Here is a 19547-nt window from a genome sequence, read left to right on the forward strand (position 1 = left end):
AAACAGTGTGAAAGTTCTGACCGTATTTGGTACTCGTCCGGAAGCGATTAAAATGGCGCCGCTGGTGCAGGCGCTGTCGCAGGATCCCGCTTTTGAATCGCGACTGTGCGTGACCGCTCAGCATCGCGAAATGCTCGATCAGGTGCTGCGTCTGTTCAAGCTGGAGCCGGACTATGATCTCAATATTATGCGTCCTGAACAGGGGCTGACCGAGATCACCTGCCGCATTTTAGAGGGCATGAAAACCGTCCTGCTCGACTTCAGACCGGATATCGTGCTGGTGCATGGTGATACCACCACGACGCTGGCGGCGAGTCTGGCGGCTTTTTATCAGCAAATCCCCGTCGGGCATGTGGAGGCAGGTCTGCGTACCGGCGATCTCGCCTCGCCGTGGCCGGAAGAGGGTAACCGTAAGCTCACTGGCCATCTTGCCCGCCTGCACTTCACGCCTACCACCCGCTCGCGTCAGAACCTGTTGCAGGAGAATCTGCCCGATGCGCGCATCGTCGTCACCGGTAATACGGTCATTGATGCACTGCTGTGGGTTCGCGATCGGGTGCTGGACGACAGTAATCTGAACGCACAACTGGCGGCGCGCTATCCGTTTCTCGACCCGGATAAGAAACTGGTACTGGTTACCGGCCACCGGCGTGAAAGCTTTGGCGGCGGTTTTGAACGTATTTGCAGCGCGCTGGCGCAGATTGCCCGCCAGCATCCCGAGGCGCAGATTGTCTATCCGGTACATCTCAATCCCAATGTCAGCGAGCCGGTTAACCGGATACTCAGCGGCATTGAGAATATCATTCTGATTGAACCGCAGGAGTACCTGCCTTTTGTCTGGCTGATGAACCGCGCCTGGCTGATCCTTACCGATTCCGGCGGCATCCAGGAGGAAGCGCCTTCACTGGGCAAGCCGGTGCTGGTGATGCGCGACACCACCGAGCGTCCTGAAGCCGTCGATGCCGGAACCGTCAGACTGGTGGGAACCGATATCGCCAGAATCGTAGCCAGCGTCAGCGAATTGCTGAGTGACGACGCTGCCTGGCAGGCGATGAGCCATGCCCATAATCCGTATGGCGATGGCAAAGCCTGTGGTCGTATTTTACAAGCCTTAAAAGATAACCGAGCCGAATTATGAGTTTTGAAACCATCTCCGTGATTGGACTGGGATACATTGGGCTGCCGACGGCAGCCGTTTTTGCCTCAAAGGGAAAAAAAGTGGTGGGCGTGGATATCAACGCGCGCGCCGTAGAAACCATCAATCGTGGCGCGATCCACATTGTGGAACCCGATTTAGATCAGGTGGTGCATGCGGCCGTGACGCGTGGCGACCTGCGCGCCACCACGCAGCCTGAAGCCGCCGACGCCTTTCTGATCGCCGTACCGACGCCATTCAAAGATGATCATCAGCCCGACCTGCGCTTTGTGAAAGCCGCGGCGGAGTCGATCGCGCCGGTTCTTAAAAAGGGCGATCTGGTGATTCTGGAATCGACCTCGCCGGTGGGCAGCACTGAACAGATGGCCGACTGGCTGGCTGCGGCGCGTCCCGACCTGCGTTTTCCGCAGCACGGAGAGACGCCCGATATTTTTGTCGCCTACTGCCCGGAGCGCGTGCTGCCCGGCCAGGTGATGGTTGAGCTGATTAACAATGACCGGGTGATTGGCGGCATGACGCCTGCCTGTTCCGCCCGCGCCAGCGAGCTTTATCGGCTGTTTTTAAAAGGCGAATGCGTTGAAACCAACGCCCGTACAGCCGAGATGTGCAAGCTGACCGAAAACAGCTTCCGTGACGTGAATATCGCCTTTGCCAATGAGCTGTCGCTGATTTGTGCCGACCAGGGAATTAACGTCTGGGAGCTGATTGCGCTGGCGAATCGCCATCCGCGCGTCAACATTCTGCAGCCGGGTGCGGGCGTTGGGGGGCACTGTATCGCCGTCGATCCCTGGTTTATCGTGGCGCAGAATCCCGAATTAGCTCGCCTGATCCGCACCGCGCGCGAGGTGAATGACGCCAAGCCGCAGTGGGTGCTGGACCAGGTGAAAACCGCGCTGGCGGACTGCCTGACCCAGACCGGCAAGCGCGCCAGCGATATCACCATCGCCTGCTTTGGCCTGGCCTTTAAACCCAATATCGACGACCTGCGCGAAAGCCCGGCGGTGGGCGTGGCCCAGAAGATTGCCGAATGGCACAGCGGCACCACCTGGGTGGTTGAACCGCACATTGAGCAGCTTGCTGACTCGCTGGCTGACAAAGCAGAGCTGGTCTCCTGCGAGCAGGCGCTGGCACAGGCCGATATTCTGGTGATGCTGGTCGATCACCGCGCCTTCCGCGCCATTGATGCCGCCGACGTTCAGCAGAACTGGATTGTCGACACTAAAGGTGTCTGGCGATGAAGCGCTTTCTGATTACGGGCGGTGCCGGTTTTATCGGCTCGGCTCTGGTGCGCTTTCTGATCGCAGAAACCAGACATCAGGTGGTGGTGGTCGATAAACTCAGCTATGCCGGAAATCTGGCGTCACTCGCCAGCGTGGCCGATTCGCCCCGCTTCTGTTTTGAGCAGGTCGACATCTGTGATCGTGCGGCGCTTGATCAGGTTTTTGCCCGTCATCAGCCAGACTGCGTGATGCATCTTGCGGCTGAAAGTCATGTTGATCGCTCGATTGATGGACCGGTGGCCTTTATTGAGACCAATATTGTCGGGACTTATCAGTTGCTGGAAGCCGCGCGTTTTTACTGGCAAAACCTGGATGACGCGCGCAAGACGGCTTTTCTGTTTCACCATATCTCGACCGATGAAGTGTTTGGCGATCTGCATGACAGCCAGGCTTACTTCACCGAAACCACCCCTTATGCGCCAAGCAGTCCTTACGCCGCCTCTAAGGCCAGCAGCGACCATTTAGTACGGGCCTGGCTGCGAACCTACGGTCTGCCCACGCTGGTTACCAACTGCTCGAACAACTACGGTCCCTGCCATTTCCCGGAGAAGCTGATCCCGCTGACCATCATCAATGCGCTGGCTGGTAAAGCCTTGCCGGTTTACGGCAACGGCCAGCAGATTCGTGACTGGCTTTACGTTGAAGATCACGCTCGCGCACTCTATCAGGTGGTCAGTCAGGGCAAGCCAGGCGAGACCTATAATATTGGCGGCCATAACGAGCGCCGCAATATTGAGGTAGTCGAAACCATCTGCAGCCTGCTTGAAGAGCTGGCCGCAGAACAGAAACCTGCCGGGCTGGCGCATTATCGCGACCTGATTACCTATGTCACTGACCGGCCCGGTCACGATCAGCGCTACGCCATCGATGCCAGTAAAATTGCGCATGAACTTGGCTGGGTGCCGCAGGAAACCTTTGAAAGCGGCATGCGTAAAACCGTGGCATGGTATCTGGCTAATCCCGCCTGGTGGCAGGCCATTCTGGATGGTCGCTATCAGGGCGAACGCCTCGGCTTATCGCAATAAACCCGCGTAAGGAGCAGTGATGAAAGGCATCATTTTAGCGGGAGGCTCGGGCACGCGGTTACACCCGATAACCCGGGCAGTATCAAAGCAACTTCTGCCGGTCTACGACAAACCGATGATCTACTATCCGCTTTCCGTGCTGATGCTGGCGGGGATTCGCGACATTCTGTTGATCACCACGCCGGAAGATCGGGCACAGTTTGAACGCCTGCTGGGTGATGGCAGTGAATTTGGGATACGCCTGAGCTATGCGGTGCAGCCCAGTCCTGATGGGCTGGCGCAGGCCTTTATCATTGGCGAATCTTTTATCGGCGATGACAATTGCTGCCTGGTGCTGGGTGACAATCTCTATTTCGGTCAGGGCTTCAGTCCCAAGCTGCGGAAAGTCGTCGAACAGAATCGTGGCGCAACGGTGTTCGGCTATCAGGTTATGGACCCGGAGCGTTTCGGTGTGGTGGAGTTTGACGATAACTTCAAAGCGATATCGATTGAAGAGAAGCCCCAGCAGCCGAAATCGCGCTGGGCGGTCACCGGACTCTATTTCTATGACAACCAGGTTATCGAATTTGCAAAACAGGTTAAGCCCTCTTCGCGGGGCGAGCTGGAAATTACCGCCATTAACCAGATGTATCTGGAGCGCGGTGAGCTGACGGTCGAACTGCTGGGACGCGGCTTTGCCTGGCTTGATACTGGCACCCACGACAGCCTGGTGGAAGCCAGCATGTTTGTGCAGACGGTGGAAAAACGTCAGGGCTTTAAAATTGCCTGCCTGGAAGAGATCGCCTGGCGTAACAGCTGGCTCAGTGATGACCAGCTGCGTGCTGCAGGTGAAGCGCTGACAAAAACCGGCTACGGCCAATACCTGCTGGATTTATTACATGCCCGTCCACGTCAGTATTAATCCCCTTAGCTGGGAAAGTGCATTCTTCGGTGTTGAGACCGTGCGGCTGGAGCTGGAAGGTGACATTCCGCTGGAGCAGGCGCTGCACCATCCTTGTGCGCTGATGCAGATGAAAGTCGCGGCCAGCGAGACGGCGCTGATTGATACGTTGCAGCAGCATCAGTTCCAGCTGGCAGAAGGCGAAGCGGACCTGGCGCTGGCGGTTAACGAGACGGAACGTCAGGCGGGGATTCGTATTGCGCGCGAAGCACAAATCCCGCAGCTGCGTGATGCAGCGTCTCAGCTCTTCAGCCAGAGTCGTTTTCGCGCGCCCTGGTATGCACCAGACGCCAGCGGCCGTTTTTATGCGCAGTGGATTGAGAATGCGGTGCGCGGAACGTTTGACGATCAATGCCTGGTGGCCAGTGACGCCACAGGTCAGCTGCAGGGTTTTGTTTCGCTGCGCGCGGTGGACGGCGATGCCCGTATTGGTCTGCTGGGCGTGCTGCCTGACGCGCAGGGCCAGGGACTGGGTCAGCGACTGCTGCTGGCGGCGGCGGACTGGGCGCGGGTAAGGCAGCTGGTTCAGCTTCGGGTGGCTACCCAGCTCAGTAATCTCACGGCGATGCGCCTCTATTTACGCAGCGGTGCCCGGCTCGACAGCACCGCCTACTGGTTTTACAGGAAAGGTCATGATTCCATTTAATGCGCCCCCGATTGTGGGCACAGAAATTGAGTATATGCAGTCGGCAATGAACAGCGGCAAGCTGTGCGGTGACGGCGGATTTACCCGTCGCTGTCAGCAGTGGATGGAGCAGCGTTTTGGCAGCAAAAAAGTGCTGCTGACCCCTTCCTGCACCGCTTCGCTGGAGATGGCGGCGCTGTTAATCGATCTGCAGCCCGGCGATGAGGTGATCATGCCGAGCTACACCTTTGTCTCAACCGCCAACGCCTTTGTGCTGCGCGGCGCGCGCATCGTGTTTGTCGATGTGCGCCCGGATACCATGAACATTGACGAAACGCTGATCGAAGCGGCCATCACTGAAAAAACCCGCGCCATTGTGCCGGTCCATTACGCAGGCGTGGCCTGTGAAATGGATACCATTATGGCGCTGGCGGCAAAGCATAAGCTGTTTGTGATTGAAGATGCGGCGCAGGGTGTGATGTCACGCTACAAAGGTCGCGCGCTGGGCACCATCGGTCATATTGGCTGCTTCAGTTTCCACGAAACCAAGAACTACACCGCCGGTGGCGAAGGTGGCGCGACATTGATCAACGACGCCAGCCTGGTCGAGCGCGCCGAGATCGTGCGGGAAAAAGGCACCAACCGCAGCCAGTTCTTCCGGGGTCAGGTCGATAAATATACCTGGCGCGACATGGGATCGAGCTACCTGATGGCCGATCTGCAGGCGGCCTATCTCTGGGCGCAACTGGAAGCCGCTGAACGCATCAACCAGCAGCGGTTACGCATCTGGCAGCGTTATTATGACGCACTCCAGCCGCTGGCCGCCCAGGGCCGCATCAGTCTGCCGGTGATCCCCGCCAGCTGCGAACATAATGCGCACATGTTCTACATCAAACTGCGCGATCAGGACGATCGCCAGGCGCTGATCAACTGGATGAAAGAAGCCGAGATACTGACGGTGTTCCACTATATTCCGCTGCACAGTTCACCTGCCGGCGAGCGTTTCTCGCAGTTTGTCGGCGACGACCGCTTTACCACGCTGGAAAGTGAACGTCTGCTGCGCCTGCCGCTGTTTTATAACCTGTCGGATAATAATCAGAGCACGGTTATCAGCTCGCTGCTGAGCTTCTTTTCCTGATGTCATTAGCCAGAGCCTCAGTGTGGACCGCGTCGTCCACGCTGGTAAAAATTGTGTCTGGTCTGCTGGTGGTCAAATTGCTGGCGGTCAGCTTCGGCCCTGAAGGTGTCGGCCAGGCGGGTAACTTCCGCCAGTTGATCACCGTGCTGGGTGTGCTGGCGGGCGCGGGCATCTTCAACGGCGTTACCACCTATGTCGCGCAGTATCAGCAGCAGCCCGGACAATTGCGGGCGATGGTGGGCACGGCATCGGCTATGGTGCTGGGCTTTTCCGGCGTGCTGGCGCTGCTGTTTCTGCTGGCGGCGGCACCCATCAGCACCGCGCTGTTTGGTCACGACCGCTATCAGGGCGTCATTCGCGTTGTCGCTTTTCTTCAGCTCGGCATCGCCTGGGCCAACTTTACCCTGGCGCTGCTGAAGGGCTATCGCGACGCGCGTGGTAATGCTCTGGCGCTGATTCTCGGTAGTCTGACTGGCGTGGCGGGCTATCTGCTCTGCTGGTGGCTGGGCGGCTATCAGGGCGCATTGATCGGCCTGGCGCTGGTGCCAGCCTTGCTGCTGCTGCCTGCGCTACTGATGCTGAAACGCCGCGCGCCGCTGCCGCTAAGCTGGCTGCGGCCACAGTGGCATCCTGAGCTGGCGCGTAATCTGGCAAAATATACCCTGATGGCGCTGATCACGGCCGTGACCCTGCCGGTTGCCTGGGTAATGATGCGTAACCTGCTGGCAGAGCAGGAGGGCTGGGCGCAGGTCGGATTGTGGCAGGGTGTGACCAGCATTTCCGATGCCTACCTGCAGTTTATCACCGCAACGTTTAGCGTCTGGCTGCTGCCGACGCTGGCGCGGCTCGACAACAAACGCGACATCGCGCGTGAGATTGGCCGTGCATTGCGCTTTGTCCTGCCCGCCGTGGCGGTTACCAGCTTTGGCGTCTGGGTGCTGCGTGACTTCGCCATCAGCCTGCTGTTCTCTGAGGCTTTTCGCGGAATGCGCGATCTGTTTATCTGGCAGCTATGCGGCGATGTTTTTAAAGTCGGTGCCTATGTTTTCGGATATCTGGTTATCGCCAAAGCCTCGCTGCGCTTTTACGTTCTGACTGAGATCAGCCAGTTTCTGTTACTGACCCTGTTCTCACGCTGGCTGATCCCGTTACATGGCGCGACGGGTGCGGCGCAGGCCTATATGTTTACTTATATGGCTTACTTTGCCCTGTGTTGTGGCGCTTTTATTGTTTACTGCCGGAAAAAATGACTTTAATTCACGTTTTGGGATCGGATATTCCCCACCACAATCTTACAGTGCTGCGCTTTTTCAACGACGTTCTCAGCGTTGAGCAGCCTGCGGCTTCGCCACGCCATTTTATGGTCGTGACGCAGCAGCCAGAGAGCCTGGCTCCGTTCAGTGCGTTACAGATCGAGTGTTTCGCCAGCAAGAAAGCGCTGGCGCAGGCAGTATTGCAGCGGGCCAGGAATCGTCAACAGCGGTTTTTCTGTCACGGTCAGTTTAACCCGTGGATCTGGCTGGCATTACTCAGCGGTAAACTGCGCCGTACACAGTTTTTCTGGCATGTCTGGGGCGCCGATCTTTATGAAGATTCGCCCAGCCTGAAGTTTCGCCTGTTCTATCTGGTGCGCCGGATAGCGCAGGGGCGTGTTGCACAGGTTTTTGCGACCCGTGGCGACCTGCATCACTACCAGCAGCGTCATCGCCGGGTTCCGGGTTCACTGCTCTATTTCCCGACCCGAATGCCAGATGCTGCCGTTGAGTCGGCTCCGTCAGAGCCGTTTACGCTGCTGCTGGGTAACTCGGGCGATCCGAGTAACCGGCACATTGAAGGCTTAAAAGCGATTCACGCACAGTTTGGCGAGCAGGTGCGCATCGAAGTCCCATTAGGTTATCCGCCGGGCAATGAGGCGTATATCAGCCAGATTCAGACCGCAGCAGAGGCGCTGTTCCCGAACGGGCAGGTGAATCTGCTGCGCGAAAATCTGGCGTTTGATGATTACTTAGCGCTGCTGGCGCGCTGCCATGTTGGCTATTTTATATTTGAACGTCAGCAGGGGGTGGGCACACTTTGCCTGCTGATCCAGGCCAGCGTGCCGTTTGTTCTGACCCGCAAAAATCCATTCTGGCGTGATGTGGCAGAGCAGCAGCTTCCGGTACTGTTCAGCGAAGATACGCTGTCGCCTGCGGTGATCGCCGAGGCACGTCGCCAACTGATGCGCTGTGATAAACAGGCTATCGCCTTCTTTGCGCCGGGTTATCTGGCAGGCTGGCGCACAGCGTTACAACTCAGCGAAGGGGAGTTGTCATGAGTCTTATGCAGTTTGGCGGCCTGCTGGTGGTCTATCTGCTGTCGCTGGTTTTTATTCTGACCCTGACCTGGCGGGAATTTAAGCGCGTTCGTTTTAACTTCCATCTGTTCTTTACACTGCTGTTCTTACTGACCTTCTACTTCGGCTTCCCGCTGACCTCCGTGCTGGTGTTTCGCTTCAACGTGGACGTAATGCCGGTTGAGAATCTGCTGGAGGCGCTACTGTCGGCCACGGCGTTTTACGCCATTTATTACGTCAGCTATAAAGTGCGGCTGAAACCGGCGGGTGCGCCGCCGGCGAAGCCCTGGCTGCAGATGAACCGGGTTGAAACCCACCTGACCTGTGTGATTCTGGCGCTGGTCGCGCTGGGTACCGTGACGGTGTTCTTCATTCACAACGGTTTTCTGCTGTTCCGCCTGACCGCCTATAACCAGATTTTCTCCAGCGAAGTATCGGGCGTAGCGCTTAAACGCTTCTTCTATTTCTTTATTCCGGCGATGCTGATCCCCTACTTTTTACGCCCGACGCGCCGTAACTGGCTGCTGTTCCTGGTCGTGACCGTGGCCTTTGGTCTACTGACCTACGCACTGGTGGGCGGAACCCGCGCCAATATCATCATTGGGTTTGCCCTGTTCCTGTTTATCGGGATTACCCGTGGCTGGATCACCCTGTGGATGCTGGCAACGGCGGGTGTGATGGCGATTGCAGGGATGTTCTGGCTGGCGCTGCGCCGTTATAACCTCGACGTGATGGGCGATGAAGCGTTCTATACCTTCCTGTATCTGACGCGTGATACCTTCTCGCCGTGGGAGAATCTCGCCCGGCTGCTGGATAACTACGACAAAATTGAGTTTCAGGGGCTGGCACCTCTGTGGCGTGATTTCTACGTGTTTATTCCGACCTGGCTCTGGCCGGATCGACCGCTGGCGGTGTTGAACAGTGCCAACTACTTCACATGGGAAGTGCTGAATAACCATTCGGGGCTGGCGATTTCACCCACGCTGATCGGGTCGCTGGTGGTGATGGGCGGCGTCTGGGCCATTCCAGTTGGTGCTGTTGCGGTAGGAATGATTATTAAAGCCTTTGATGCGATCTATCAGCGTGGCTGCCTTGAGACGAACCGCTATACCGGTGCCATCCTGCAAAGCTTCTGTTTTGGCGCAGTGTTTAACATGATCGTACTGGCCCGCGAAGGTCTTGATGCGTTCGGCTCACGAGTAGTGTTTTTCTGCCTCATTTTTGCTGCCTGTCTGGGCATGGCTAAATTACTTTTCTGGTTACTGGATCGCGCAGGTTTGATTCGCGACCGCAGCAGGCGGGTGTTGCACAGCCCGCTCTGATTAACCTCTGGGATTGACGGAAGATATGACAACGTTAACTGAGACGCCGCAGTACCGTATTCGCGGCGTTGATTTGTATGGCTTCGAAAATATGCCGTCGGCAGTGAATTTTCTAATGCCGCCGCAGAGCGTCCGCAGCGGTATTTTAGTGGCCATCAATGCGGAGAAGATCCTGACCGCTGAGCGGGATGAAGGATTGCACGCGCTGTTAGCGCAGGCGGAATATGCGTATGCCGATGGCATCAGCATCGTGCGCTCGATTCGTAAAAAGTATCCGCAGGCGTCAGTGCAGCGCATTGCGGGTGCTGATTTATGGGAAGCGCTGATGGAACGCGCCGGGCGTGAAGGGACGCCGGTGTTTCTTATCGGCGGTCGCCAGCAGGTGCTGGATGAAACCTGCGATAAGCTACGTCGTCAGTGGAATGTAAATATTGTCGGCGCGCAGGATGGCTATTTTGCGCCAGCCGAGCAGGATGCGCTGTTTGCCCGGATTGCGGCCAGCGGTGCGAAGCTGGTGACCGTCGCGCTGGGCTCGCCACGTCAGGAGCTGCTGATGCTGGCGTGCCGTGCGTACTGGCCTGATGCCCTCTATATGGGCGTGGGCGGAACCTATGATGTTTTCACCGGCCATGTGAAGCGCGCGCCCAAAATCTGGCAGCGGCTGGGTCTGGAGTGGCTCTATCGTCTGATTCGGCAGCCGAGCCGCCTGCGCAGGCAATTAAAACTGCTTAAATATTTGCGCTATCACTGGCTCGGCGATCTCTGATATTGCTGATAAATGCCGCATTTTCAGGCATTACGAGAGTGGAAATGTACTATTTGTCGACGAAATGCACAAAGCGTAATCAAACGCGTCTTTTTATTTAAAAAGCACTAGACACGATGGGCGCTTATCTCTAGTATGCACATCCGCAACGGCGCTACGCGCCCGTAGCTCAGCTGGATAGAGCGCTGCCCTCCGGAGGCAGAGGTCTCAGGTTCGAATCCTGTCGGGCGCGCCATATCGTTTGTGCGCATGAGCTTCGGTGGTTGATTTACCGCGGTTGGCAGTAAAGATTTAAATGCTGCAGGTTTTAAACTTGTAACATTAAGAATAGTGGTGGCTATAGCTCAGTTGGTAGAGCCCTGGATTGTGATTCCAGTTGTCGTGGGTTCGAGTCCCATTAGCCACCCCAGATTTTGCTGGGAAACGCGAAGGTGGCGGAATTGGTAGACGCGCTAGCTTCAGGTGTTAGTGTCCTAACGGACGTGAGGGTTCAAGTCCCTCTCTTCGCACCAGGCAAAACAGTTAAAAAAATCGGCGAGTAGCGCAGCTTGGTAGCGCAACTGGTTTGGGACCAGTGGGTCGGAGGTTCGAATCCTCTCTCGCCGACCATTTTTAGAAACCTGTCTGAAAAGACAGGTTTTTTTTCGTCTGTAGAAAAGTGGATTTGAATTTCTGCGGGAGATATGGGCCGGGCCGGGTTGGGTGCTGTAGAACAATGTTGCTGTGAGTTCGAGCCTGCGAAGAGAACACGGTCAGATCGGAAAGTCGCTTAAGCCATCCATTGGCCGCTCGGCCCGCGCGATTACGCACCTCATCCCTGAGGTGCGCCCGTATCCGGGCCAACGCTTCGCGTTGTTCAAAAACGCTCCCGGCGTTTTTTTCCGGGCGGTGGGACGCTTTCCTCCTCTGCCCGTGTTCCCTGCGCATTGAGCTTCTTCATTGCTGTAAACCCTCTGAAGCTTATGTAAGTACTTAATGCGTCTGCCAGACTTAAAGCGAAGGGAGCATACGCCTGTAGCAAAGCATCGCGGGCCAGGGACGGCCCGCGCTGAGCCCGCCAGGGATGGCGTCTTTTGCGTCTTTGTGAAAGGCGTATGCTCCCTGAAGCCCGCACTGCGGTGAGTGCGGGCGGTGCGTTTGAGCTTATCCGTGGCAACCAAAGCTACTCTGCTTTATATGACCAATAGTCTAAGCAACGTCGTGAATCGCAGACAAATAAACCATTGTTATTGTTGAAATCACCGTAAGAATTACCTTGCTGTCTCCATCCAGAGACAGAGAAAATGCCAGCTGTCGCCTGATACCGACACTTCATGCCATATCCCGCTATGACCAGACTTATCGATCTGTTTAAGGCATTGATTTATAGTTATTTTAAAAATAAACCTTAACCTGGCACGGCTTGTGCAATACTTCTGCTGTAGATGCTCATTCCACCTCTTATGTTTGCTGATGCTACATAAACCTGGGAATGATGCAGAGCCAATTTTAGGTACCTGTTGTCTGCCTGCCTGTATCGCGAAAGCCTTACAGGGTTAACAGACACCACGTTGAGTCAGGTACCTCCCGGTTGTCTTACCGACCTGATCTTACACCTGCCACTGGCAGGTGTTTTTTTTGCCTGTAAGAATAGAGCGGCAGATTGCGGGCACAAAAAAGCCGGGCAAGCCCGGCTTTATCCTGTCTGACAACCGCATCAGGCGTTGGGATTATTCTTCAACGTCAGCAACAATCCTTCACGGCGCATCTTCGCGGCCTCTTCCGGACGATGCAGACGATCATAAACATCCGCCAGCCACGCATAATCGAACGCATCCGGACGCTGTGCCAGCGCCTGCTGCAGCGCATCTGCTGCCTGCTGCCATTCACCATGACGCATCAGCAACTGTCCCAGCGTACTGTGCAGCAACGGCGTTGCGCCATGCTGTTTGATCTGCTGGCGTAATGCCTTCTCCAGCGCTTCCGGATTGCCGCTTTTGATGCGCGGCATCAGCAGTACCAGACGATCGTCATAATGACGCTTGAGGCCTTCCAGCACGATCGACTGTGCGGTGTCGTGATCGTTGCATTCAATCAGATGATCCGCCATTGCCACCTGCAGGGTCGTGTCCTGACGGGTTTTGCGGCTCAGCGTGCTCCACCAGCGCTTCAGGCCATCACTGCCCTGATCGGCCATTGCCTGATTCATCAGACCCAGCCAGGCCTGCTGCTGCAACGCATCACGATGCAGCTCATCGCCAACCTGCGCTTTCTGCATAGCAGGCAGAATATCCAGCAATGCACTCCAGGCACCCGTACGGACGTACGCCTGTTCGGCCAGGCGCAGCACTTCAGGGTGACGCGGCGCCACTTCCAGCAGACGGTCAATGCTGTGTCGCGCCGCATGATCTTCGTTACGAGCCAGCTGAATACGAGCGCGGGCAATTTCAACCGGAATGGTATTGCTTTCGGACAGCTCAGCAGCACGTTCAAGATGCTGATTGGCACGAATTTCATCGCCACGCTGCTGGGCAGCTTCGGCGGCCAGCAGATAGTTGGCTACCGGCACATCGGCGTGATCGGCATCTTTAGACAGCAGTTTCTCCACCTGACGGTGGTCGCCTTCTGCCAGCTTCATCAGCGCAGACTGAGTATGACGCTGGGCGCGACGGCGCTTACGGCCGGTAAACCAGCCGCGGGTACGCGCCCCGGTGTGCAGCACGCGGCGCAGCAGCCATTCCACCGCCAGAATCACCAGCAGGCTGATGATAAGGATAATCACCAGGCCAGTGACGCTGGTTTCGATATTCCAGTTATCGGTCTGAATCAGCACGTAGCCCTGATGACCGGCAATCATCGGTCCCAGCACCACGCCCGCAATCAGCAGGATAAAGAGGATAAATACCTTAAGCATGCTTAGCCTCCCTGCTGATTAGCAGCGGCAGACGGTTGCGCCAACAGGTTCCGCACGCGTGTCTGCATCAGCTGTTCCAGCAACGGCTGACTTTCCAGGTTATCCGGCAGATCCATGTTGATGTTCTGCTGGCTCAGCTCATCCAGCTGGGCAAGGAAGGCTTTGGTAGCGGCATCATTGGTGTCGTACCAGGCGCGAACCCAGGCGGACACGGTGTCGATAGATTGTTTATAAATCTCATCCTGATGACGCGGTACGGCCTGCGCAGCGATCAGCAGACGCGAGCGGATATTCTCACGCAGGTAAACATCCTGATTCGGAGCCAGCAGCGGCTGTGCGGTGTTATCGCGGCGGCGGATGGTAATAAAGTCATCCATAAAGTTATGCCAGCTTTTCACCAGATTCTGACGCCATTCGCGCACGGAACCTGAGAGTTCGCCGCCATCGCTGTCCATCGGCGCATCATCGCTGTCGTTGTCGGCCAGACGCAGATTATCAACGTTATTCGACAGCTGATTCAGCTTGAGGATCACGCCGTCGTAGTCGACCTGCGTAACGGAAGAGAGGTTACTGATATCCTGGGTCAGCGCACGACGCACATTCATGACGCTGGGATCGTTCATGTCAGCCAGGCTGGCATCGGCGCTTTTCAGCAGTGCCGCGGCGGTAGTAACATCCTGATCGCTCCAGAGTTTGCGGCCAGCCAGTTTCACCAGATAGTCCGCCTGTGCCAGCAGCCAGCTGCGCACGTCGTTGCCAGAAATTACAGCCACTTTTTCACGCAGCGTTTCCAGCTCTTTTGCTGACGCGGTCTGCTGCTGCTGTGCCGTCTGCAGGGCAGTTTCAGCGCCACTCAGTTGCTGTGTCAGCTGCTGTTTATCGCTGCTGGCCTGCTGCTGCAACGCGCTTAACTGATCGCTCAGCTTCTGATTGGTTTGTGCCTGTAAATCAGCCTGATGTTTCCCGTTAAGGTATAAACCCGCACCTATCGCCAGCGCGATGACAATCGCAACTGCACCCAACACCATGCCACCATTTTTCGCATTACGCGGTGGTGTGCTGTTGCTGGAAGGAGAGCGGTCGACCGCTGGGGTGGTTTCTTCAACCATGGCGGAGGAGTCTTTTTGTTCCGTCATATGTGGCACATCCCATTGTTAAAGTTCAGCGTAACGCGCGCAGCAGCGCATCGTTATCGGCACCATCGGCTACCTGAATATCCTGCCAACCCAATCCTGCGGCCAGGGTAGCCAAACGTTCACTGACGACTATCAGTCGGCAGTTGAGCAGCCATTCCTCGCGATCAACCGCGGGGAATAGCGAAAAAAGCTGTTGTAACATTTCACCGCTGGTCACCACCAGCACAGAGACGCCGCGATCGCGCCAGCGGCGGCCTTCAACCGGCCCGTCATAATGCTTCTGGCAGCGCTGGTAGCAGGCAGCAAACGTTACCTCAGCACCTCGTCGGGTTAATGTCTCCGCCAGCAATTCGCGTCCAGGATCGCCACGCAGAATCAGCGCACGTTTACCGGCAACCTGCTTAAGCGTGTTTATCCTGATCAATTCCTCACTGGTTTCATGCGCATGAGGCCAGGTCACCTGCTGTCCGCTGACGGTGTGAAACGCCAGCGCGGTGCTGCGACCAATTGCATAATAGTCCAGCTCAGTGGGCCATGCTTTGATCGCGTGCTGAGCGTAGTGAATAACCTGCTGAGAAAGAATAAAGACGAGGTCGCCAGCACGAAGTCCGGCGAGCTTGTGAGGCAGGGAATCGAGGTCAGCGCCCGGTGCAAATTCGATTAGCGGCAGGCTCCACGCCTGTTTGCCAAGGGCATGCAGGCGTGACACCAGCTCTGCCGCTGCGGGTTCCGGGCGCGTCACCAGGATGGTCATGCCGGCGGCTGCCCCTGGTAGACCTCTTTCAGGATTTTACGCGCGCCGCCGTTCAGCAGCTCATCGGCCAGTGAAATGCCCATCTGTTCAGCCTGCGCGCGGGGCCCACGACGTTCTCCGCTGACCATCACCCGGCCATCGGGCGCGCCGACCATGCCGCGCAGCCAGAGCTCATCGCCTTCCAGCACCGCGAAGCTGCCGATGGGCACCTGACAGCCCCCCTCTAAGCGCGTATTCATGGCACGTTCTGCTCTGACACAGACTTCGGTGTCATCGTGATTCAGCGCCCGTAACAGGTCAATTAAGACGCTATCGTTCAGACGGCATTCAATGCCGACCGCACCCTGGCCCACGGCGGGCAGGGAGACTTCGGCAGGCATCGCCTGGCGAATGCGATCTTGCATTCCCAGACGTTTCAGCCCGGCGACGGCAAGAATGATCGCGTCATATTCGCCGGCATCAAGTTTGCCGAGGCGGGTGCCGACGTTGCCACGCAACGAGCGGATCACCAGATCCGGACGGCGCGCGCTAATCTGGCACTGACGACGCAGACTGGAGGTGCCGACAACGGCGCCCTGTGGTAGCGCATCAATGGAGTCATAATGATGAGAAACGAACGCATCGCGCGGATCGTCGCGCTCGCAGATGGTCACCAGGCCCAGACCTTCAGGGAAACTGACCGGCACATCTTTCATAGAGTGCACTGCCATATCGGCACGGCCATCCTGCATTGCCAGCTCAAGCTCTTTGACAAACAGCCCTTTGCCACCGACTTTTGCCAGCGGCGTATCAAGAATGATGTCACCTTTGGTGACCATAGGCACCAGCTCAACGCGCAGTCCCGGATGGGCACTCATGAGTCGTTGCTGTACATAATGTGCCTGCCATAATGCGAGCGGGCTTTGTCTTGTAGCAATTCTGAAAATTTTGTCTAACATGCTGTTAACCATTTTTATCGTTCACTGAATATCCTATCATCTCTGGGTGAATACTGTCAGTTTCAACGGATTGAAAACGGCCTGTGTGCGGTTTCAGGCCCGGTTTATCAAGCCATAGCGTGGCAACCCGTGCCGAAAAGGCGGGAAGCTGGTAAGAACGTGCTAAACTGTTAAGTAGCGCAACTTTCTTTACGGTCAATCTGCCGAGTGATAGATTGATCACGTTTCCAGCAATTATCTGCCCACTTTTTTACTTTTAATAAGCGGCAGAGCGTGGAAACAGGGTGCTTAAACACTGGGACAATCAGGCGAAACGTCTTGTACCTCTACATTGAGACACTGAAACAGAGACTGGATGCAATCAACCAGCTGCGCGTTGATCGTGCGCTGGCTGCCATGGGACCCGCTTTTCAGCGCGTCTACAGTCTGCTGCCAACCTTATTACATTATCAACATCCGCAGATGCCGGGTTACCTTGAAGGTAGCGTTCCACATGGCATCAGCTTCTTCACGCCTGATGAAAATCAACGCCAGCTGCTGGCCGACCTCACCGGCGACAGCGATCTGCGCCATGCCGATGCGCCGAAAGGTGAAATGCCGATCACCGCTATCTACTCTATGGGCAGCACCTCGTCTGTCGGCCAGAACAGCATCTCCGATCTTGATATCTGGGTCTGCCATCAATCCTGGCTCGATAATGAAGAGCGCCTGAATCTGCAGCGCAAATGCACGCTGTTGCAGAAGTGGTGCGTCTCAATGGGCGTGGAAGTCAGTTTCTTCCTGATTGACGAGAACCGCTTCCGTCACAACGAAAGCGGCAGCCTGGGCGGTGAAGATTGCGGTTCAACCCAGCACATTTTACTGCTGGATGAGTTTTACCGTACCGCGGTTCGTATGGCGGGCAAACGCATCCTGTGGAATATGGTGCCGGGCGAAGAAGAGCATCATTACGACGACTACGTGATGTCGCTGTATGCCAAAGGCGTGCTGACACCCAATGAGTGGCTTGACCTGGGCGGCCTGGGCACGCTGTCGGCGGAAGAGTATTTCGGTGCCAGCCTGTGGCAGCTCTATAAAAGTATCGACTCGCCTTATAAAGCCGTACTGAAAACGCTGCTGCTGGAAGCTTACAGCTGGGAATACCCGAACACGCAGCTGCTGGCGATGGATATCAAACAGCGCCTGCACGACGGCGAAATCATCTGCTTCGGACTTGATCCTTACTGCATGATGCTGGAGCGCGTTACGCACTACCTGACCAGCGTTGACGATCAGCCGCGCCTTGACCTGGTGCGTCGCTGCTTCTATCTCAAAGTGTGTGAAAAGCTCAGCACCGACGATCATCAGCAACGCACCGGCTGGCGTCGCGAGATCTTATCGCAGCTGGTGAAAGAGTGGGGCTGGAACGAAGAGAAGATCGCCATTCTGGACAACCGTGCCGGGTGGAAAATCGAGCGGGTGCGCGAAGCCCATAACGAATTGCTGGATGCGATGATGCAGAGTTATCGCAACCTGATCCGCTTTGCCCGTCGCAATAACTTAAGCGTCAGCGCCAGCCCGCAGGATATCGGTGTATTGACCCGTAAACTGTATGCCGCGTTTGAAGCGCTGCCGGGCAAAGTGACGCTGGTGAATCCACAGATTTCGCCCGATCTTTCTGAACCGAATCTGACCTTTATTCATGTGCCGCCTGGCCGCGCTAACCGTTCCGGCTGGTATCTCTATAACCAGGCACCAGACATGGATTCGATCATCAGCCATCAGCCGCTGGAATATAACCGCTACCTGAACAAGCTGGTGGCGTGGGCCTGGTTTAATGGTCTGCTGACCCGCAAAACCCGGCTGCATATTAAAGGCAATGAGACCTGCGATCTGGCGCGTCTGCAGGAGCTGGTCAACGATGTTTCCAGCCATTTCCCGCTGCGTCTCCCTTCGCCGACGCCAAAAGCGCTCTACAGCCCGTGCGAAATCCGGCACCTCGCGATTATCGTTAACCTTGAGCACGATCCGACGGCGGCCTTCCGCAATCAGGTGGTGCACTTCGACTTCCGCAAACTGGATGTCTTTAGTTTTGGTCAGCAGCAGCAGTGCCTGATTGGCAGCATCGATCTGCTCTATCGCAACTCCTGGAATGAAGTGCGTACGCTGCACTTCAGCGGCGAACAGGCGATGATCGAAGGGCTGAAAACTATTCTCGGCAAGATGCATCAGGATGCCGCACCGCCGGATACGGTAGAAGTGTTCTGCTACAGCCAGCATCTGCGCGGGCTGATTCGCACGCGCGTCCAGCAGCTGGTCTCAGAGTGCATTGAGCTGCGCCTCTCCAGCACGCGTCAGGAGCCGGGCCGCTTTAAAGCGCTGCGCATGGCGGGTGAGACCTGGGGTCTGTTCTTTGAACGCATGAGCGTCTCGGTGCAGAAGCTGGAAAACGCGGTAGAATTTTATGGCGCGATCTCCAATAACAAGCTGCATGGGTTGTCGATCAAAGTCGAAACGAATCAGACGCCGCTGCCACCGGTAGTGAACGGCTATGCCAGCGAAGGCATCATTCAGTTCTTCTTTGAAAACACCACGGATGAGCGCGGCTTCAACATCTATATCCTCGATGAGAGCAATCGGGTTGAGGTTTATCATCACTGTGAAGGCAGCAAAGAGGAGCTGGTGCGCGACGTCAGCCGCTTCTACTCCTCGTCACACGATCGCTTTACCTATGGCTCAAGCTTTATCAACTTCAACCTGCCGCAGTTCTACCAGATTGTGAACACCGGTGAGCGATTCCAGGTGATCCCATTCCGGAGTCAGACGCTGACGCAGCTCTGTACAACGCAGCCTGACAACGACAACAGCGACTATCAACCGCGCTATCAGGTGCATTGATGCTGACGGGCTGCCTGCGCTCTGCAGGTGGCCACTATCTTCCTGGCCTGTCACCCGGTTCACGCTATTTGCGGGGATTTCCTGTTGCTTTTCCACCTTCAACTGCGATGATAAGCATCCAGGTAAAGGACATTAAGAGCATAAAGAATGAAGAAAGTAATAAGCCTGTTGGCCATGACACTGGCAGTAATCAGCCTTGCAGGTTGTGGTCTGAAAGGACCGCTCTACTTCCCGCCGAAGGACCAGCCGAAGAAACAACAAGCCCCAACCGAACGCCAGAAAGCGGATGCCACTAAAGCCGATGTCGGCGGGCTGGTGACCGGCAATTCAGGCGTAAAAGCGAACTAATCTGATGGCTTATCCGG

General features: G+C 56.3%; 16 protein-coding genes and 4 tRNA genes. 16 read left to right on the top strand and 4 right to left on the bottom strand.

Going from position 1 to position 19547, the window contains the following annotated elements; genetic code table 11:
• Nucleotides 1-7 precede the first annotated feature (7 nt).
• The 14 genes from wecB (at nucleotide 8) to IBT54_RS12750 (ending at nucleotide 11193) form a co-directional block, all read left to right on the top strand.
• Nucleotides 8-1138 carry a non-hydrolyzing UDP-N-acetylglucosamine 2-epimerase gene (wecB, locus tag IBT54_RS12685; protein ID WP_041457283.1) on the top strand — a complete coding sequence of 377 codons (1131 nt, stop codon included), beginning with the start codon at nucleotides 8-10 and terminating at the stop codon, nucleotides 1136-1138.
• Nucleotides 1135-2394 (top strand): UDP-N-acetyl-D-mannosamine dehydrogenase, encoded by a 1260-nt coding sequence (gene wecC / locus IBT54_RS12690; RefSeq protein WP_201252248.1) that lies wholly within the window; start codon nucleotides 1135-1137, stop codon nucleotides 2392-2394. Before wecB ends, wecC begins: the two co-directional genes overlap by 4 nt.
• Nucleotides 2391-3461, top strand: coding sequence for a dTDP-glucose 4,6-dehydratase (gene rffG, locus IBT54_RS12695; RefSeq protein ID WP_147789657.1), 1071 nt, complete (start codon nucleotides 2391-2393; stop codon nucleotides 3459-3461). The genes wecC and rffG overlap by 4 nt, the downstream gene beginning before the upstream one ends.
• Before the next feature lie 19 nt (nucleotides 3462-3480).
• On the top strand, nucleotides 3481-4362 hold the full coding sequence (gene rfbA, locus IBT54_RS12700; RefSeq protein ID WP_008926428.1) for a glucose-1-phosphate thymidylyltransferase RfbA: 882 nt from the start codon (nucleotides 3481-3483) through the stop codon (nucleotides 4360-4362).
• On the top strand, nucleotides 4340-5047 hold the full coding sequence (gene rffC, locus IBT54_RS12705; RefSeq protein ID WP_033784416.1) for a dTDP-4-amino-4,6-dideoxy-D-galactose acyltransferase: 708 nt from the start codon (nucleotides 4340-4342) through the stop codon (nucleotides 5045-5047). Before rfbA ends, rffC begins: the two co-directional genes overlap by 23 nt.
• A complete protein-coding gene (rffA, locus tag IBT54_RS12710) occupies nucleotides 5034-6164 on the top strand; it encodes a dTDP-4-amino-4,6-dideoxygalactose transaminase (protein ID WP_033784417.1) in 1131 nt (376 codons plus the stop codon). The genes rffC and rffA overlap by 14 nt, the downstream gene beginning before the upstream one ends.
• Entirely contained in the window at nucleotides 6164-7414 is a 1251-nt protein-coding gene (gene wzxE / locus IBT54_RS12715) for a lipid III flippase WzxE (protein ID WP_201252249.1), read from the top strand. Before rffA ends, wzxE begins: the two co-directional genes overlap by 1 nt.
• A complete protein-coding gene (locus IBT54_RS12720) occupies nucleotides 7411-8478 on the top strand; it encodes a TDP-N-acetylfucosamine:lipid II N-acetylfucosaminyltransferase (RefSeq protein ID WP_201252250.1) in 1068 nt (355 codons plus the stop codon). Before wzxE ends, IBT54_RS12720 begins: the two co-directional genes overlap by 4 nt.
• The gene (wzyE, locus tag IBT54_RS12725) at nucleotides 8475-9818 is read left to right on the top strand and encodes an ECA oligosaccharide polymerase (protein WP_201252251.1); all 1344 of its coding nucleotides are present in this window, start codon (nucleotides 8475-8477) and stop codon (nucleotides 9816-9818) included. Before IBT54_RS12720 ends, wzyE begins: the two co-directional genes overlap by 4 nt.
• 25 nt (nucleotides 9819-9843) lie before the next feature.
• On the top strand, nucleotides 9844-10584 hold the full coding sequence (gene wecG / locus IBT54_RS12730) for a lipopolysaccharide N-acetylmannosaminouronosyltransferase (protein ID WP_201252252.1): 741 nt from the start codon (nucleotides 9844-9846) through the stop codon (nucleotides 10582-10584).
• 158 nt (nucleotides 10585-10742) lie between these two features.
• Nucleotides 10743-10819: transfer RNA gene (locus IBT54_RS12735), tRNA-Arg, on the top strand.
• A 98-nt stretch (nucleotides 10820-10917) separates the two neighbouring features.
• Nucleotides 10918-10993 (top strand) — tRNA-His (locus IBT54_RS12740).
• Nucleotides 10994-11009: 16 nt separating this feature from the next.
• Nucleotides 11010-11096, top strand: a tRNA-Leu gene (locus IBT54_RS12745).
• A 20-nt stretch (nucleotides 11097-11116) separates the two neighbouring features.
• Nucleotides 11117-11193 (top strand) — tRNA-Pro (locus IBT54_RS12750).
• A gap of 1087 nt (nucleotides 11194-12280) precedes the next feature.
• Here the strand turns inward: IBT54_RS12750 and hemY are convergent.
• Genes hemY through hemC form a run of 4 tightly spaced genes read right to left on the bottom strand, consistent with a single transcriptional unit; the run spans nucleotide 12281 to nucleotide 16305 of the window.
• On the bottom strand, nucleotides 12281-13477 hold the full coding sequence (gene hemY / locus IBT54_RS12755; RefSeq protein ID WP_013359681.1) for a protoheme IX biogenesis protein HemY: 1197 nt from the start codon (nucleotides 13475-13477) through the stop codon (nucleotides 12281-12283).
• A 2-nt stretch (nucleotides 13478-13479) separates the two neighbouring features.
• On the bottom strand, nucleotides 13480-14613 hold the full coding sequence (gene hemX / locus IBT54_RS12760; RefSeq protein ID WP_013359682.1) for a uroporphyrinogen-III C-methyltransferase: 1134 nt from the start codon (nucleotides 14611-14613) through the stop codon (nucleotides 13480-13482).
• Nucleotides 14614-14638: 25 nt separating this feature from the next.
• The gene (gene hemD, locus IBT54_RS12765; protein ID WP_201252253.1) at nucleotides 14639-15367 is read right to left on the bottom strand and encodes a uroporphyrinogen-III synthase; all 729 of its coding nucleotides are present in this window, start codon (nucleotides 15365-15367) and stop codon (nucleotides 14639-14641) included.
• Nucleotides 15364-16305, bottom strand: a complete 942-nt coding sequence (gene hemC, locus IBT54_RS12770; protein WP_201252254.1) for a hydroxymethylbilane synthase — start codon at nucleotides 16303-16305, stop codon at nucleotides 15364-15366. The genes hemD and hemC overlap by 4 nt, the downstream gene beginning before the upstream one ends.
• A 318-nt stretch (nucleotides 16306-16623) precedes the next feature.
• On the opposite strand from hemC, the gene IBT54_RS12775 reads away from it, so the two are divergent.
• On the top strand, nucleotides 16624-19182 hold the full coding sequence (locus tag IBT54_RS12775) for a class I adenylate cyclase (protein ID WP_041457156.1): 2559 nt from the start codon (nucleotides 16624-16626) through the stop codon (nucleotides 19180-19182).
• A gap of 147 nt (nucleotides 19183-19329) precedes the next feature.
• Nucleotides 19330-19530 carry a lipoprotein gene (locus tag IBT54_RS12780; protein WP_013359686.1) on the top strand — a complete coding sequence of 67 codons (201 nt, stop codon included), beginning with the start codon at nucleotides 19330-19332 and terminating at the stop codon, nucleotides 19528-19530.
• Nucleotides 19531-19547 lie beyond the last annotated feature (17 nt).

The sequence above is a fragment of the Pantoea sp. S62 genome (genome assembly GCF_016658625.1).
In the GTDB taxonomy this organism is placed as follows: Bacteria; Pseudomonadota; Gammaproteobacteria; order Enterobacterales; family Enterobacteriaceae; genus Pantoea; species Pantoea vagans.

Coding starts and splice junctions, on each gene's coding strand:
- rffC (WP_033784416.1), top strand. CDS start 4,340: ATGCCCGTCCACGTCAGTATTAATCCCCTTAGCTGGGAAAGTGCATTC.
- wzxE (WP_201252249.1), top strand. CDS start 6,164: ATGTCATTAGCCAGAGCCTCAGTGTGGACCGCGTCGTCCACGCTGGTA.
- hemC (WP_201252254.1), bottom strand. CDS start 16,305: ATGTTAGACAAAATTTTCAGAATTGCTACAAGACAAAGCCCGCTCGCA.
- hemY (WP_013359681.1), bottom strand. CDS start 13,477: ATGCTTAAGGTATTTATCCTCTTTATCCTGCTGATTGCGGGCGTGGTG.
- IBT54_RS12780 (WP_013359686.1), top strand. CDS start 19,330: ATGAAGAAAGTAATAAGCCTGTTGGCCATGACACTGGCAGTAATCAGC.
- IBT54_RS12720 (WP_201252250.1), top strand. CDS start 7,411: ATGACTTTAATTCACGTTTTGGGATCGGATATTCCCCACCACAATCTT.
- hemD (WP_201252253.1), bottom strand. CDS start 15,367: ATGACCATCCTGGTGACGCGCCCGGAACCCGCAGCGGCAGAGCTGGTG.
- wecC (WP_201252248.1), top strand. CDS start 1,135: ATGAGTTTTGAAACCATCTCCGTGATTGGACTGGGATACATTGGGCTG.
- hemX (WP_013359682.1), bottom strand. CDS start 14,613: ATGACGGAACAAAAAGACTCCTCCGCCATGGTTGAAGAAACCACCCCA.
- rffA (WP_033784417.1), top strand. CDS start 5,034: ATGATTCCATTTAATGCGCCCCCGATTGTGGGCACAGAAATTGAGTAT.
- rffG (WP_147789657.1), top strand. CDS start 2,391: ATGAAGCGCTTTCTGATTACGGGCGGTGCCGGTTTTATCGGCTCGGCT.
- wecG (WP_201252252.1), top strand. CDS start 9,844: ATGACAACGTTAACTGAGACGCCGCAGTACCGTATTCGCGGCGTTGAT.
- wzyE (WP_201252251.1), top strand. CDS start 8,475: ATGAGTCTTATGCAGTTTGGCGGCCTGCTGGTGGTCTATCTGCTGTCG.
- rfbA (WP_008926428.1), top strand. CDS start 3,481: ATGAAAGGCATCATTTTAGCGGGAGGCTCGGGCACGCGGTTACACCCG.